This window comes from Pseudoalteromonas luteoviolacea, from assembly GCF_018100925.1.
Classification (GTDB): domain Bacteria; phylum Pseudomonadota; class Gammaproteobacteria; order Enterobacterales; family Alteromonadaceae; genus Pseudoalteromonas; species Pseudoalteromonas obscura.
Window position 1 is genome coordinate 49,157 of record NZ_JAGJEH010000021.1, and the last position, 14,079, is coordinate 63,235.

The 14,079-nt window shown below is 43.9% G+C and carries 20 protein-coding genes; all 20 read left to right on the top strand.

The window, feature by feature from the left end; genetic code table 11:
• Nucleotides 1–234 precede the first annotated feature (234 nt).
• Nucleotides 235–2,898, top strand: a complete 2,664-nt coding sequence (locus tag J8M00_RS26815) for a family 20 glycosylhydrolase (RefSeq protein ID WP_211013442.1) — start codon at nucleotides 235–237, stop codon at nucleotides 2,896–2,898.
• 300 nt (nucleotides 2,899–3,198) lie between these two features.
• Nucleotides 3,199–3,774: a hypothetical protein gene (locus J8M00_RS26820; RefSeq protein WP_211013443.1), complete on the top strand. Its 576-nt coding sequence runs from the start codon at nucleotides 3,199–3,201 to the stop codon at nucleotides 3,772–3,774.
• 329 nt (nucleotides 3,775–4,103) lie between these two features.
• Nucleotides 4,104–4,934: a polysaccharide deacetylase family protein gene (locus tag J8M00_RS26825; protein ID WP_211013444.1), complete on the top strand. Its 831-nt coding sequence runs from the start codon at nucleotides 4,104–4,106 to the stop codon at nucleotides 4,932–4,934.
• Nucleotides 4,935–5,210: 276 nt separating this feature from the next.
• Nucleotides 5,211–5,579, top strand: a complete 369-nt coding sequence (gene rplN / locus J8M00_RS26830) for a 50S ribosomal protein L14 (RefSeq protein WP_023401270.1) — start codon at nucleotides 5,211–5,213, stop codon at nucleotides 5,577–5,579.
• Between the two features lie 10 nt (nucleotides 5,580–5,589).
• Nucleotides 5,590–5,904, top strand: coding sequence for a 50S ribosomal protein L24 (gene rplX, locus J8M00_RS26835; RefSeq protein WP_023401269.1), 315 nt, complete (start codon nucleotides 5,590–5,592; stop codon nucleotides 5,902–5,904).
• Nucleotides 5,905–5,919: 15 nt separating this feature from the next.
• Nucleotides 5,920–6,459 carry a 50S ribosomal protein L5 gene (gene rplE / locus J8M00_RS26840; protein WP_010386945.1) on the top strand — a complete coding sequence of 180 codons (540 nt, stop codon included), beginning with the start codon at nucleotides 5,920–5,922 and terminating at the stop codon, nucleotides 6,457–6,459.
• Nucleotides 6,460–6,469: 10 nt separating this feature from the next.
• Nucleotides 6,470–6,775, top strand: a complete 306-nt coding sequence (rpsN, locus tag J8M00_RS26845; RefSeq protein WP_023401268.1) for a 30S ribosomal protein S14 — start codon at nucleotides 6,470–6,472, stop codon at nucleotides 6,773–6,775.
• A 20-nt stretch (nucleotides 6,776–6,795) separates the two neighbouring features.
• Nucleotides 6,796–7,188, top strand: a complete 393-nt coding sequence (gene rpsH, locus J8M00_RS26850) for a 30S ribosomal protein S8 (RefSeq protein ID WP_063355771.1) — start codon at nucleotides 6,796–6,798, stop codon at nucleotides 7,186–7,188.
• Nucleotides 7,189–7,201: 13 nt separating this feature from the next.
• Nucleotides 7,202–7,732, top strand: coding sequence for a 50S ribosomal protein L6 (rplF, locus tag J8M00_RS26855; protein WP_063371526.1), 531 nt, complete (start codon nucleotides 7,202–7,204; stop codon nucleotides 7,730–7,732).
• A gap of 9 nt (nucleotides 7,733–7,741) precedes the next feature.
• A complete protein-coding gene (gene rplR / locus J8M00_RS26860) occupies nucleotides 7,742–8,092 on the top strand; it encodes a 50S ribosomal protein L18 (protein ID WP_063355770.1) in 351 nt (116 codons plus the stop codon).
• 9 nt (nucleotides 8,093–8,101) lie between these two features.
• On the top strand, nucleotides 8,102–8,608 hold the full coding sequence (gene rpsE, locus J8M00_RS26865) for a 30S ribosomal protein S5 (RefSeq protein WP_023401264.1): 507 nt from the start codon (nucleotides 8,102–8,104) through the stop codon (nucleotides 8,606–8,608).
• Nucleotides 8,609–8,614: 6 nt separating this feature from the next.
• Nucleotides 8,615–8,794, top strand: a complete 180-nt coding sequence (rpmD, locus tag J8M00_RS26870) for a 50S ribosomal protein L30 (RefSeq protein WP_010378276.1) — start codon at nucleotides 8,615–8,617, stop codon at nucleotides 8,792–8,794.
• A gap of 4 nt (nucleotides 8,795–8,798) precedes the next feature.
• Nucleotides 8,799–9,233 carry a 50S ribosomal protein L15 gene (gene rplO, locus J8M00_RS26875; RefSeq protein WP_039611416.1) on the top strand — a complete coding sequence of 145 codons (435 nt, stop codon included), beginning with the start codon at nucleotides 8,799–8,801 and terminating at the stop codon, nucleotides 9,231–9,233.
• Nucleotides 9,234–9,244: 11 nt separating this feature from the next.
• Nucleotides 9,245–10,573 carry a preprotein translocase subunit SecY gene (gene secY / locus J8M00_RS26880; RefSeq protein WP_023401262.1) on the top strand — a complete coding sequence of 443 codons (1,329 nt, stop codon included), beginning with the start codon at nucleotides 9,245–9,247 and terminating at the stop codon, nucleotides 10,571–10,573.
• A gap of 21 nt (nucleotides 10,574–10,594) precedes the next feature.
• On the top strand, nucleotides 10,595–10,708 hold the full coding sequence (gene rpmJ / locus J8M00_RS26885; RefSeq protein ID WP_002959476.1) for a 50S ribosomal protein L36: 114 nt from the start codon (nucleotides 10,595–10,597) through the stop codon (nucleotides 10,706–10,708).
• A gap of 129 nt (nucleotides 10,709–10,837) precedes the next feature.
• Entirely contained in the window at nucleotides 10,838–11,194 is a 357-nt protein-coding gene (gene rpsM, locus J8M00_RS26890; protein WP_010378282.1) for a 30S ribosomal protein S13, read from the top strand.
• Between the two features lie 13 nt (nucleotides 11,195–11,207).
• The gene (rpsK, locus tag J8M00_RS26895; RefSeq protein ID WP_010386935.1) at nucleotides 11,208–11,594 is read left to right on the top strand and encodes a 30S ribosomal protein S11; all 387 of its coding nucleotides are present in this window, start codon (nucleotides 11,208–11,210) and stop codon (nucleotides 11,592–11,594) included.
• A gap of 22 nt (nucleotides 11,595–11,616) precedes the next feature.
• Nucleotides 11,617–12,237 (top strand): 30S ribosomal protein S4, encoded by a 621-nt coding sequence (gene rpsD / locus J8M00_RS26900; protein ID WP_039611418.1) that lies wholly within the window; start codon nucleotides 11,617–11,619, stop codon nucleotides 12,235–12,237.
• Nucleotides 12,238–12,261: 24 nt separating this feature from the next.
• Nucleotides 12,262–13,248 carry a DNA-directed RNA polymerase subunit alpha gene (locus J8M00_RS26905; RefSeq protein ID WP_063371527.1) on the top strand — a complete coding sequence of 329 codons (987 nt, stop codon included), beginning with the start codon at nucleotides 12,262–12,264 and terminating at the stop codon, nucleotides 13,246–13,248.
• Between the two features lie 38 nt (nucleotides 13,249–13,286).
• Nucleotides 13,287–13,688 (top strand): 50S ribosomal protein L17, encoded by a 402-nt coding sequence (rplQ, locus tag J8M00_RS26910; protein WP_010386932.1) that lies wholly within the window; start codon nucleotides 13,287–13,289, stop codon nucleotides 13,686–13,688.
• Nucleotides 13,689–14,079 lie beyond the last annotated feature (391 nt).

Genomic DNA, 14,079 nt, shown 5'->3' on the forward strand with positions numbered 1-14,079 from the left:
TAGCATGGCACCGCCAGTGCTCCTTAATATATCCACCTAATCTTTTCTCAGGCTGGCCATACAACGGCCATAATGGCAATCCTTTATTTGCTGTTGTTATTTACTAAATTATTCCGTGCACTATGAATGTTTCGAAATTGAAACAGGTCCATAAAAGCTCTAGATTGAGTTGTTTTAGCTAATTTTTAACCAATTAGATGTTTAAATAAAAAATGAAAAAGCAGGATCGGATATATGCATTTAAATAAAAGAGCATTAATGGATCGCATTTTGGCTGTGCTGCTACCAACAATGGTAATGGCTAGTCCCGTGTCGGCTAACACTGGCCTAGAGAACATTAATCAACAACAGCTTAACCAACTTGCCGACACGCTAGATGTGAAATACCGTCTACTGAGTAATATGCCGGAGCAATGCCCCGGGTCAAATGCCGAATTTTGCTACCACGCACAAATTGAAATAACGAGTCCCTTTACAGCGAATGTGGATGGCTGGAAAATTCTGTATAGCCAAGTTTATCCAGCGACTCAAAGCAGAAGTAAGCAACTGACCTTAAGCCACTTTAATGGAGACCTTAATCACATTGCACCCAGTAGTGACTTTACTGGGTTTAAAGCAGGTAAAAGTCAAGTGATTGAATTTTGGGTTGCCAGCTCACTATTGAATGAAGGTGAGTTGATGCCAAATTATATTCTAACTGCTCAAGGGCTGGCGCCAAAAGTCATCAAGAGTACGCAGTCGTACATTGAGCCAGATACGGGTTTAGAGATAAAGCCCTATGCAGCTGTTAGCGCAAAGAGCAGTGTTATGCAATCTCACCCTGATGATCATTATGCAAAGTATACCTCAGCCGCTCTGTTTGATAAGTATGATATTGAGGGGTATACGCTCGATTCTGTACAGCACGCTATTGTTCCTACCCCAGAAGCGATGGAAGTGTTTAAAAGAGATACACCGCTGAGTCTGAGCAAAGGGATTAAGTTACATTTAACCGGGTTAGAGTATGGCGATATTGCAGCGGCTTTACAGCGGTTAGATTCGTTAGGTGTAAAACAAACTCACAATGGCATTGCTGTTAACATCACCGTAAGTGGAAAACCACAGGGTCATGCTGGTGCTTACCAGCTGAGTACCCGAAAAGGTAAAATACAAATTAATGCACAGGACAGTGCGGGCGCATTTTATGGATTACAGTCAGTTGCAAGCCTTTTGTCGCTGGATACAATGCAAGTCGCAGCTGTCAAGGTAGAGGATAAACCTCGATATGGTTATCGTGGTTTGCACTTGGATGTTGCGCGTAATTTCCGGTCAAAAGAGTTTGTTTTGAGGCTGCTCAGTAAAATGTCTGCATACAAGCTCAACAAATTACACTTTCATTTGGCTGATGATGAAGGTTGGCGCATAGAAATTCCTGATCTACCTGAATTGACAGCGCTATCATCACATAGATGCGTTGATTTAGATGATAAACACTGTTTACAGCCACAGTTAGGTTCGGCCATTAATACAGGAAGAGATGGCTACTATTCTGTAGCTGATTACCAAGAGATTTTGAATTTTGCCAAGCAACACCACATCGAAATCATCCCCTCTTTGGATATGCCTGGCCATTCGCGCGCAGCGGTAAAGGCAATGGAAAAACGTTTTTATACACTGACGAAAGAAGGTGAACATGATGCTGCTCGTCAGTATTTAGTTAGTGATCCACAGGACGCCACAGAGTATCGCTCAATACAACATTATAATGACAACACGTTAAATGTGTGTATGGAGTCAACTTATGCGTTTGTTGATAAGGTGATTACGGAAGTTGCGGCTCAGCACAAAAAGGCAGGATCTCCACTCAATATCTATCATATTGGCGCAGATGAAACGGCCGGTGCATGGGTTGAATCTCCAGCCTGTAAACGGTTTATTGCGGACAAATCTAACGATGTACATGATGTAGAAGAACTTACTGGTTACTTTATTGAGCGTGTTGCAGCAATGATTGCTGAAAAAGGCATTGAAGTGGCTGGGTGGAATGATGGTCTATCGGAAACAAGACAAGACAAAATGCCACATAAGGTCGCCTCATATGTCTGGGCGACACTTCCACAAAATGCCCACAAAGTCGTGAGCGCTCATGCCAGGCGTGGTTGGGACATTATACTGGCAACACCTGATGTGACCTATTTGGATTTTCCATACGAATTAGATCCAAAAGAAAGTGGTTACAAATGGGGAGCAAGAAGAACTAATAGCCAAACAATTTTTGAGTTTATGCCAGATAATCTACCAGCCAATGCGGAAGTTAAAAAAGACACCATTGGCAGGCACTACGTCGCGGATGATCGTACACAAGTTGACAAGCATGGCAAGTTTACGCATCAGCCTCTCCCTGAAGGCTTTAGAGTAGCGGGTATTCAAGGTCATCTTTGGTCAGAAGTTATCCGCAAAGATCATCTGGCGGAGTATATGTTGTTTCCCCGCTTATTGGCATTGGCAGAAAAAGCATGGCACCGAGCCAAGTGGGAAGTGCCATACAATTATGCAGGTGAGAAGTATGATCACACGACCAGTTTCCTAACTGCGCAAATGCGAGAGCAACGAGAGCAACAGTGGCAAGATTTCATTCATGCTGTCGGACATAAAGAGTTGGAGAAATTTGACCGGCTAGGCGTATTTTATCGTATCCCAAATGTTGTCAGCAAAGTGATCAATGGTCGGCTACATGCCTCAACGATTATTCCTGGATTACCCATTCAATATCGTTTGAATGACGGTAAGTGGCAAGAGTACCTTGAACCATTGCAATTAACTTCGGGTACTGTAGTGAAATTGAGAGCGCTGTCCCCTGACAGACGACGGCCAGGTAGAATAGAAGTGGCCGATTTGACTGGGAAAGCGCGCCTATAAAATAACTGAGAGGTAACAACTACTCTGTTACCTCATCGCTTTATGCAATAGCCGTAGAAGTTTGTCTGGGTAGCCAAACATGAAATACAGCCAAGTTTTAGGCGTTAAAACGCTCTTTGTGAATGCTTGTTGGATAAATCAAACTAGATTTGATTTATCCAACAGAAGGCAATTTGACCCATTGCTAGGATTATCCGCCTCATCTGAACTTTATGATCGACAGAACACTGTTATCGCGTTTGTTGATTTGGTTTTTAGTCCGCGTAATTGCAACACGCACTTAACTAAGGTGTTTTTGAGATGAAGTTGGATGCACTATACCCTCAAGATGATCATTTTACCTATCGATCCGGTAGGTTAGAAAAAAGCATTGCAAGGTGCGCGGGCATCACCGAAGTAACGTGTGTGTGTGTGATAAAAAATATGACAGAGCTGCACGGTACTTTAAGGCTATTGGAAATGCAGTTACTTAAACCTGTTGAGTTAGTGGTATGTCATTCTCCTGAGTTGTACATCGAAGCATATCAAAAGACCACATTTGATGTACGCCTGTTGCCAACCAGATTGACACTCAGCTTAGCAGAACGTACTTCAGAGCAGCTTGCATTGGCAGTTAATTGTGATTACGTGGTTATTTGGCCAGTGCTGAAAACTTGGGTATCGAAAGCATGGATACTCTCCCAGATTACCTATTTACGAGAGAAGCTATTGGATGCTGCTGTACTATCTCTTGATAAGGCTGAAGACTATTATTGCTCGCAGGATGAGGGGCTGTGTTGCACAAAAGAGTTCTTTTTAGCTAAACACCAAGCAAGTGATAAAAAGTTTGGCTTTCAAGTATCAAGCAGAAAGCAAACACTCATAACAGACAGCTGACTTGGTGAGATAGCCTCATTGCTACTGGTTCAAGCCGGGAGCCTCACAATAAGCGCTACCTCACAGAGATATGTGTAAGTGTGTTTGTATTTTTTATAGCTACAGGTTTGGTAGGACCTTAAGAAGTGGAATACACGTACAAAGCAGAGTATCGGTTTTCTATATAGTACTAATGTTATTTGTTTTTAAATCTATAAAAGCAATTAAATCAGTGGTTTGTGTTTTATAAATAGAAAATCAGAATACCTTCACTGTTTCATCATGGCGGATAATAGATGTAATACACACACTGCATGGTGAGCGACTTTAAACAAAAAAATGGAGATGGTATGGGCTCATTGAACACATTCAGTAAACTAGTGGCAGTCACCTTATTAACTTTATCCCATAGTAGCTTTGCAACGGTAGGAGAGGCTGCGTCTGAGGCAATAGGCTTTAGCTATCCAAATGGTGCCCGATATGCAATTTCATTGAGCTTCGATGATGCCCGAAGTAGTCAGGTGGATGTTGGCTTGCCCATACTCGATAAGCATGGTGTCAAAGGTACTTTTTATATCAACCCGCAATTTGCGAAGGAACGGTTGGCGGGTTGGAAAGCAGCTGTAAAGAATGGTCATGAATTAGGCAATCATACAAGCTCTCACCTCTGCACTGGCAACTTTGAATGGCTTAGGAAAGATAACTTAGGGTTAGAGCAAGTAGACTTGGCTTGGCTAAAGCGAGACATAGAGTCGACAACCCAATTTATGAAGCAGCAGCTGGAGGTCACGCCGAGATCGTTTGCTTACCCTTGTGGCAATACCTTTGTTGGCAGAGGGGTAGAGGTTCAAAGTTATGTGCCTTTAGTTGCTGAATTATTTAAAACAGGCAGAACTTGGCTAGACGAGACAGGTAATAACCCCACGTACACCGACTTTGCGCAGCTTGCTGGCAATCGCATGGATGGCATGAGTTTTAGTGAAATTAAAGAAATGCTCGACCTCTTGAAAGAAGAAAATAAGTGGATCATTTTGGCAGGCCATGACGTCGGTGAAAAAGGTCTGTATACGGTAGACAAGGAGGCTCTAAACGCACTAATTGTGTATTTGAAGGACCCAAAAAATGGCTATTGGCTTGCAACAGTAGACGAAGTGGCAACGTACATTGAAAAGCATAGATAAACTTTTTTCGGTTATTTTTTAAACTGTAACAAAGGTTTAAATTTTACACATTAGACTTGTTTTCCATTTCACCGCCCTCATATGTATATGGGTGGTGAAGGCAGACAGAGCAAATTGATAAATTAATTAAAAATTGAACTATCTTTGCCTGAACTTTGCTGTTACAATTCCCCGCCCTTGAAAGACGAAAGCTTCGTTTTTTGAGTGGAATTTAATCTAAATGCTTAGGTTTTATACAAAATCTAGGTAAATGTTAACTACACCGGAGCATAGACAATGATCCAAATGCAAACTCAGCTGGACGTTGCTGATAACAGCGGCGCTCGCAAAGTGCAGTGTATTAAAGTCCTTGGTGGTTCGCACCGTCGCTACGCGCGTGTTGGTGACATCATTAAAGTTTCTGTTAAAGAAGCTATTCCTCGCGGCAAAGTGAAGAAAGGTGATGTTAAAAACGCAGTAGTAGTGCGTACTAAGAAAGGCGTTCGTCGTCCAGACGGCTCTTTAATCCGTTTCGATAGCAATGCGGCTGTTATCTTAAATGATAGTCATCAGCCAATTGGTACTCGTATCTTCGGCCCTGTGACACGTGAACTACGTAACGACAAGTTCATGAAAATCGTTTCACTAGCACCAGAAGTACTATAAGGAGTCGATCATGGCAGCAAAAATCCGTCGTGATGACGAAGTAATCGTACTAGCCGGTAAAGACAAAGGTAAGCGCGGTAAAGTGCTTTCAGTTGTAACTGAAACTGGTCGTGTATTTGTTGAAGGCGTAAATATCATCAAGAAACACCAGAAGCCTGTACCACAACTACAGCAAGCTGGCGGTATTGTTGAGAAAGAAGCGTCTGTAGACGTATCAAATGTAGCGATTTTCAATGCCGAAACTGGCAAAGCAGATCGTGTTGGTTTTAGATTTGAAGACGGTAAAAAAGTCCGTTTCTTCAAGTCTACTGGCAAAACTATTTAATAGTTGGAGTAGACGATGGCGAAACTGCATGAAGTGTACAAAGACAAAGTAGTAAAAGAACTTTTTGAAAAGTTCGGTTACAGCTCTGTCATGCAAGTCCCTCAGATCGAAAAGATCACACTTAACATGGGTGTGGGCGAAGCCCTAGCTGACAAGAAAATTCTAGAAAATGCAGTAGCAGATCTAGAAGCAATCTCTGGTCAGAAGCCTCTAGTGACTAAAGCACGCAAATCAGTTGCTGGCTTTAAGATCCGTGAAGGTTACCCAATTGGCTGTAAAGTAACCCTACGCGGCGAGCGTATGTGGGATTTCCTTGAGCGTTTAGTCTCAATCGCGATGCCACGTATTCGTGACTTCCGCGGTGTTAGCGCAAAGTCTTTTGACGGTCGCGGTAACTACTCTATGGGCGTACGTGAGCAAATCATCTTCCCAGAAATCGATTATGATAAAGTAGACCGCGTTCGCGGTATGGATATCACAATCACTACTTCTGCGAAAACAGATGATGAAGGCCGTGCGTTATTAGAAGCGTTCAACTTCCCATTCAAAAAGTAAGGGTAGGGTTATGGCAAAGAATTCAATGAAAGCGCGTGACGTAAAACGTGCTAAATTAGTTGCACAGTACGCAGAAAAGCGTGCTGCACTTAAAGCTATCATCAGCGATGTTAAAACATCTGATGATGAGCGTTGGGACGCGGTATTAAAGCTTCAGTCTTTACCGCGTGATTCTAGCCCTTCACGTCAACGTAATCGTTGTAACATTACGGGCCGCCCACATGGTTACCTTCGCAAGTTCGGCTTGAGCCGTATTAAAGTTCGCGAAGCAGCTATGCGCGGTGAAATTCCTGGCCTTAAAAAGGCTTCTTGGTAATAGAATCACGGGAGTAAGACATGAGCTTGCAAGATCCAATCGCGGATTTGTTTACACGCATCCGTAACGGTCAGTCTGCGAAGAAGGTATCAGTAACGATGCCAACTTCAAAGCTGAAAGTAGCTGTTGCTGACGTACTGAAAAACGAAGGTTTCATCACTGGTTATTCAGTATCTGGCGACGTAAAAGCAGAATTGACTATCGAACTTAAGTACTTCGAAGGCAAAGCTGTTATCGAAAGCATCCAGCGTGTTAGCCGCCCTGGTCTACGTATCTATAAGAAACGTGACGAATTACCTAAGGTAATGGGTGGTCTAGGTATCGCTATCGTATCAACTTCTAAAGGCCTGATGACAGACCGCGCTGCGCGTACCGCTGGTGTTGGTGGTGAAATCATTGGCTTTGTAGCTTAATCGGAGGGGAACTATGTCTCGTATTGCGAAGGCTCCTATTGCTGTTCCTGCCGGTGTTGAAGTTGCAATTAACGGCCAGGAAATCAAAGTTAAAGGTAAAAACGGTGAATTGACTCGCGTTCTTAACGACGCAGTTGAAGTTGTTCTTAACGACAACGTTATCACTACAGTTCCTCGTGAAGTAGCAAATGCTTGGGCTCAAGCTGGTACTGCACGCGCTCTGATCAACAACATGATCATCGGCGTTAACGAAGGTTTTGAAAAGAAACTACAACTAGTAGGTGTTGGTTACCGTGCTGCAGTTAAGGGTAAAGTATTAGACTTAACTCTTGGCTTCTCACACCCTGTGAACTTCGAGATCCCAGCGGGTATCACTATCGAAGCTCCAAGCCAAACTGAAATCGTTGTTAAAGGCGCAGACAAGCAGCTAGTTGGTCAAACTGCTGCTAACATCCGCTCATATCGTGAACCAGAGCCTTATAAAGGTAAAGGTGTACGTTACGCTGATGAGCACGTGCGTCGTAAAGAGGCTAAGAAGAAGTAAGGTAAGACGATGGATAAGAAAACAGCTCGTCTACGTCGTGCTAAGCGCACTCGTAGAAATATTATCGAACAAGGCACAACACGTCTTGTTATCCACCGCACGCCACGTCACATCTACGCTCAAATCGTAAACGTTGAGGGTAATGTACTGGCTGCTGCTTCTACTGTTGAAAAAGCAATTGCTGAAACAGTTAAAGGCACTGGCAACATCGAAGCTGCACAAGCAGTTGGTAAAGCAGTTGCTGAACGCGCGGCAGACAAAGGCATCGAAAAGCTTGCTTTTGACCGCAGTGGCTTTAAATATCACGGCCGTGTGAAGGCGCTTGCTGATGCAGCGCGTGAAGCCGGTCTGCAATTCTAGGAGTAGACAATGGCTAACGTAGAAGCAAAGCAACAACAGCCTGATTTGGCTGAAAAGCTAATCGCGGTAAACCGTGTGTCTAAAGTGGTTAAAGGTGGTCGTATCTTTAGCTTCACTGCACTAACTGTAGTTGGTGATGGCGCAGGTAAAGTAGGTTTTGGTTACGGTAAAGCACGTGAAGTTCCAGCTGCTATTCAAAAAGCAATGGAAAAAGCGCGTCGTAACATGGTAAATGTTGACCTTAACGGTCACACGCTACAGCACCCAATCAAGGGTCGCCACGCGGGTTCTAAAGTGTACATGCAGCCTGCATCTGAAGGTACAGGTATCATCGCCGGTGGTGCGATGCGTGCAGTACTAGAAGTTGCTGGTGTACAGAACGTACTTTCAAAAGCATACGGTTCTACTAACCCGATCAACATCGTTCGCGCAACAATTTCTGCTCTAGAGAACATGAATTCTCCAGAGAAGATCGCTGCGAAACGTGGTCTTAGCGTAGATGAAATCTTGGGGTAAGAAACCATGGCAAACACAGTTAAAGTAACACAAGTACGTAGCTCAATCGGTCGTTTACCGAAGCATAAAGCTACATTACGTGGCCTTGGTTTACGTCGTATCAACCATACTGTTGAGCTAGAAGATACGCCAGCAGTACGTGGTATGATCAACCAAGTTTCTTACATGGTTAAGGTTGAGGGCTAATTCGATGCAATTGAATACACTTTCTCCTGCTGCAGGTTCAAAAACTGCTGGTAAGCGTGTTGGTCGTGGTATCGGCTCTGGTCTAGGTAAGACTGGTGGTCGTGGTCACAAAGGTCAAAAGTCGCGTTCTGGCGGTAAAGTACGTGTTGGTTTTGAAGGCGGTCAAATGCCTATGCAACGCCGTCTACCAAAGTTTGGCTTCACTTCACGCAAATCATTAGTATCTGCTGAAGTAAACCTTTTCGAAATCGCGAAGGTTGAAGGCGACGTGGTAGAGCTAAGCACACTACAAGCAGCTGGTATCGTTAAGAAGAACATTCAGTTCGTTAAAGTTGTTAAATCTGGCGAAGTTTCACGCGCAGTAACTGTTAAAGGCATTAAAGTGTCTAAAGGTGCTCGCGAAGCTATCGAAGCTGCCGGAGGCAAGGTAGAAGACTAAGGAAGTACACTATGGCTAAACCAGGTCAAGATATGCAAAGCGCACAAAGTGGGCTTGCGGAGTTGAAGCGCCGATTACTATTTGTATTGGGTGCCATCATTATTTACCGTTTAGGTTCGTTCGTGCCTATCCCTGGGATTGACGCCGCTGTACTTGCCGAGTTCTTCGAGCAACAAAAGGGCACCATCTTTGCCATGTTTAACATGTTCAGTGGTGGTGCGCTTGAGCGTGCATCTGTACTAGCGCTGGGTATTATGCCTTATATCTCAGCCTCAATTATCATGCAGCTATTAACGCATATACATCCTGCGATGATAGAGCTGAAAAAAGAGGGTGAGCAAGGTCGTAAGAAAATCAGCCAGTACACGCGTTACGGCACGCTCGTGCTTGCTACAATACAGTCGATCGGTATCGCAACTAACCTGCCAAATATGATGCAAGGCTTAGTTGTGAATCCTGGTTTCGGTTTCTATTTCACAGCTGTTGTGAGTTTAGTGACTGGTACTATGTTCCTGATGTGGCTGGGCGAACAAATTACAGAGCGTGGTATCGGTAACGGTATCTCAGTACTGATATTTGTTGGTATCGTAGCTAACCTGCCGTCTGCAATCGGTTCGACAGCAGAAATGGCGCGCCAAGGCGATTTGAATGTCTTTATCTTAGCACTTATTGCGTTTATCGTTGTCGCGGTAACTTATATGGTAGTGTTCTTTGAGCGTGGTCAACGTCGTATCGTTGTTAACTATGCTAAACGCCAGCAAGGCCGTCAGGTTTTTGCAGCACAGAGCACGCATTTACCATTGAAAGTGAACATGGCAGGGGTTATTCCACCAATATTTGCTAGCAGCATCATTCTGTTCCCTGGTACAATTGCAAGCTGGTTCGGCCAAGGTGAAGGTCCACTTGCTGATGCACTACAAGCAGTGTCAGCTGTGTTGACCCCAGGTCAGCCTCTGTACGCAATGGTACTAGCCGCAGCGATTATTTTCTTCTGCTTCTTCTACACAGCGTTGGTGTTTAACCCGCGTGAGACAGCAGATAATTTGAAAAAATCTGGCGCATTTATTCCAGGTTATCGCCCAGGTGAGCAGACGTCTAAATACATTGATAAAGTGATGACACGCCTGACATTGGCAGGTGCAATGTACATTACCTTTATCTGTCTGGTGCCCGAGTTTATGACCATGGCATGGCAAACGCCATTCTACTTCGGCGGTACATCAATTTTGATTATCGTTGTTGTTATCATGGACTTTATGGCACAAGTACAGACTCATTTGATGTCTCATCAATATGATTCTGTGCTGAAAAAAGCAAACCTTAAAGGCTACGGCCGATAGGGTCTGTTACGGAGTTGAGTTATGAAAGTACGTGCTTCCGTTAAGAAAATTTGCCGTAACTGTAAAGTTATCAAGCGTGCTGGTGTAGTACGTGTGATCTGCAGTGAGCCTAAGCACAAGCAAAGGCAAGGCTAAGAAATCTAGTCGTGCAGGCTAAGTAAATTACTTAGCCTGTTTCATTGGTAAAACCTGAATGTCGGTTGGGTATCCTATACGGGCTTTCCAGCAAGATGATAATCAGGTTTATTTATAGGAGATATGTTAGTGGCCCGTATCGCAGGCATTAACGTTCCTGACCATAAGCATGCTGTTATCGGTTTAACAAGCATCTATGGTGTAGGTAAAACTCGCGCTAAGGCTATCTTAGCTGCGACAGGTATCGCTGAAACTACTAAAATCGGCGAGTTAAACGACGAAACTCTTGACATCCTTCGTGAAGAAGTTGGCAAGTACACTGTTGAAGGTGATCTTCGTCGTGAAGTAACACTAAACATCAAACGTCTTATGGACCTTGGTTGTTTCCGTGGCTTACGTCACCGTCGTTCGTTACCACTTCGTGGTCAACGTACTAAGACTAACGCGCGTACTCGTAAGGGTCCACGCAAGCCTATCAAGAAATAAGGTGGGGTAAGTTATGGCAAAAGCACCAATTCGTCGTAAAAAGGTCAAAAAGCAAGTTGTTGATGGTATGGCTCACGTTCATGCTTCTTTCAATAACACTATTGTGACCATCACTGACCGTCAAGGTAATGCTCTTTCTTGGGCGACTGCGGGTGGTTCAGGTTTCCGTGGTTCTCGTAAGTCTACTCCGTTCGCTGCACAGGTTGCTGCTGAGCGCGCAGGTACTGCTGCACAAGAGTACGGTCTTAAGAACCTAGAAGTATTCATTAAAGGTCCAGGTCCAGGCCGTGAGTCTGCTGTACGTGCATTGAATGCTGCTGGTTTCCGTATCACTAACATCACTGACGTGACGCCAATACCACATAATGGTTGTCGTCCACCGAAGAAACGTCGCGTATAATTAATAGGTTAGGAGAAAGAACATGGCAAGATATTTGGGCCCTAAGCTCAAGCTGAGTCGTCGTGAAGGTACTGACCTGTTCCTTAAAAGCGGCGTAAGAGCAATTGACTCTAAGTGTAAACTAGAAACAGCACCTGGTCAGCACGGCGCACGTAAAGGTCGTCTATCTGACTACGGTTTACAGTTACGTGAAAAGCAAAAAGTACGTCGTATCTACGGTGTATTAGAAAAGCAATTCCGCAACTACTACAAAGAAGCTGCTCGCCTTAAAGGTAACACAGGTGAAAACTTGTTACAGCTTCTAGAGCAACGTCTAGACAATGTTGTATATCGCATGGGTTTTGCAAGCACACGTGCTGAAGCACGTCAGCTAGTAAGCCACAAAGCGATTATGGTTAATGGTCGTGTTGTGAATATTCCTTCTTTCGTTATTACTCCAGAAGATGTAGTAGTAATCCGTGAGAAGTCTAAAAAGCAAGCGCGTATCATCGCTGCTCTAGAGTTGGCTGAGCAACGCGAAAAGCCAACTTGGATTGAAGTTGACGGTAAGAAAATGGAAGGTACTTTCAAGCGCCTACCTGAGCGTTCTGATCTGTCTGCGGACATTAATGAACAACTAATCGTCGAACTTTACTCGAAGTAAAGTTAAGAGTTAAGAGAGGATAAAATGCAGGGTTCTGTAACCGAATTCCTAAAACCAAGATTAGTCGATATCGACGCTATCAACTCAACCCGTTCTAAAGTAGTTTTAGAGCCTCTAGAGCGTGGCTTTGGTCACACTTTAGGTAATGCTTTACGTCGTATTCTTCTTTCGTCTATGCCGGGTTGTGCAGTGACAGAAGTAGAGATCGACGGTGTATTACACGAGTACAGCGCGAAAGAAGGCGTACAAGAAGACATCATTGAAATCCTGTTAAACCTTAAGGGTCTAGCAGTTACTCTAGAAGGTAAAGATGAAGTTTTCCTTACCCTGACTAAGTCTGGTGTAGGCCCTGTGACTGCGGCTGACATCCAGCACGACGGCGATGTAACAATTGCTAATCCTGAGCACGTTATTTGTCATCTAACTGCTGACAATAGCGAAATCAGTATGCGTATCCGTGTTGAGCGTGGTCGTGGTTATGTTCCGGCGTCAAGTCGTTTATCCTCTGATGACGATGAGCGCCCAATTGGTCGTCTGTTGCTAGATGCATCATTCAGTCCAGTTGAGCGTATTGCGTACTCGGTTGAATCAGCCCGTGTTGAGCAGCGTACTGACTTAGATAAACTAATCATCGATATGGAAACTAATGGCACACTAGATCCTGAAGAAGCGATCCGTCGTGCATCTACAATCCTAGCTGAACAGCTAGAAGCGTTTGTAGACTTGCGTGATGTTTCTGAGCCAGAAGAAAAAGAAGAGAAGCCGGAGTTTGATCCGATTCTACTTCGTCCTGTTGATGATTTAGAGCTAACAGTACGTTCTGCAAACTGTCTGAAAGCCGAGCAAATTCAATATATCGGTGATCTGGTACAACGTACTGAGGTTGAGCTTCTTAAGACGCCAAACCTTGGTAAGAAATCTCTAACAGAGATTAAAGACGTGCTAGCTTCTCGTGGTCTATCTCTAGGCATGCGCCTAGAAAATTGGCCGCCAGCAAGCCTAGCTGAATAATCAGATTACTATATTAGTTTAGTTAGAAGGATAGGGTCATGCGCCATCGTAAGAGTGGTCGTCAATTAAACCGTAACAGCAGCCATCGCAAAGCGATGTTCAGCAACATGGCTGGTTCTTTGGTGAAGCACGAAATCATCAAAACAACTTTGCCTAAAGCGAAAGAGTTGCGCCGTGTAATTGAGCCTTTAATCACACTGGCTAAGACTGACAGCGTAGCAAACCGTCGTTTAGCGTTTGCTCGCACGCGTGATAAAGAAGTAGTTGGTAAATTGTTCTCTGAAATCGGTCCTCGTTTTGCGGATCGTCCAGGTGGTTACACTCGTATTCTTAAGTGTGGCTTCCGTGCAGGTGACAATGCGCCAATGGCTTACATTGAACTACTAGATCGCCCAGTTGCGACTGAAGAAGTTCAAGAAGACGCGCAGTCTGCAGAGTAAGTCTTTATAAGACACAAAAAAGCCGAGCATTAGCTCGGCTTTTTTGTTTTTACGCTTTTTGAGCATACTTAAAAAGGACTTACTTTTCTTACAGCTTGTTTTTACATAGTTGCTCTTTCATTAATTCTCTTTCTAGTTAATACGAAATATAGACAACTATTGAGTAGCTGAGGATATACCTAGCCCTAAGGTGGAGGTAATTAAATAAGAAAAACTACTGATTTAGTATGTAAAATATGCAGAAATAGGCTTTTTGGTGTGATTTTTAATCGAAGTGTCACTTTTTCTAAGTTTTTTATAAAAAGTGCTTGATCCAAATTTGGATCTCCCTATAATGCGCACCCACTGACACGGCGGGACGCAAGCAAAAACGCAAACCAAAGTGAAGGGG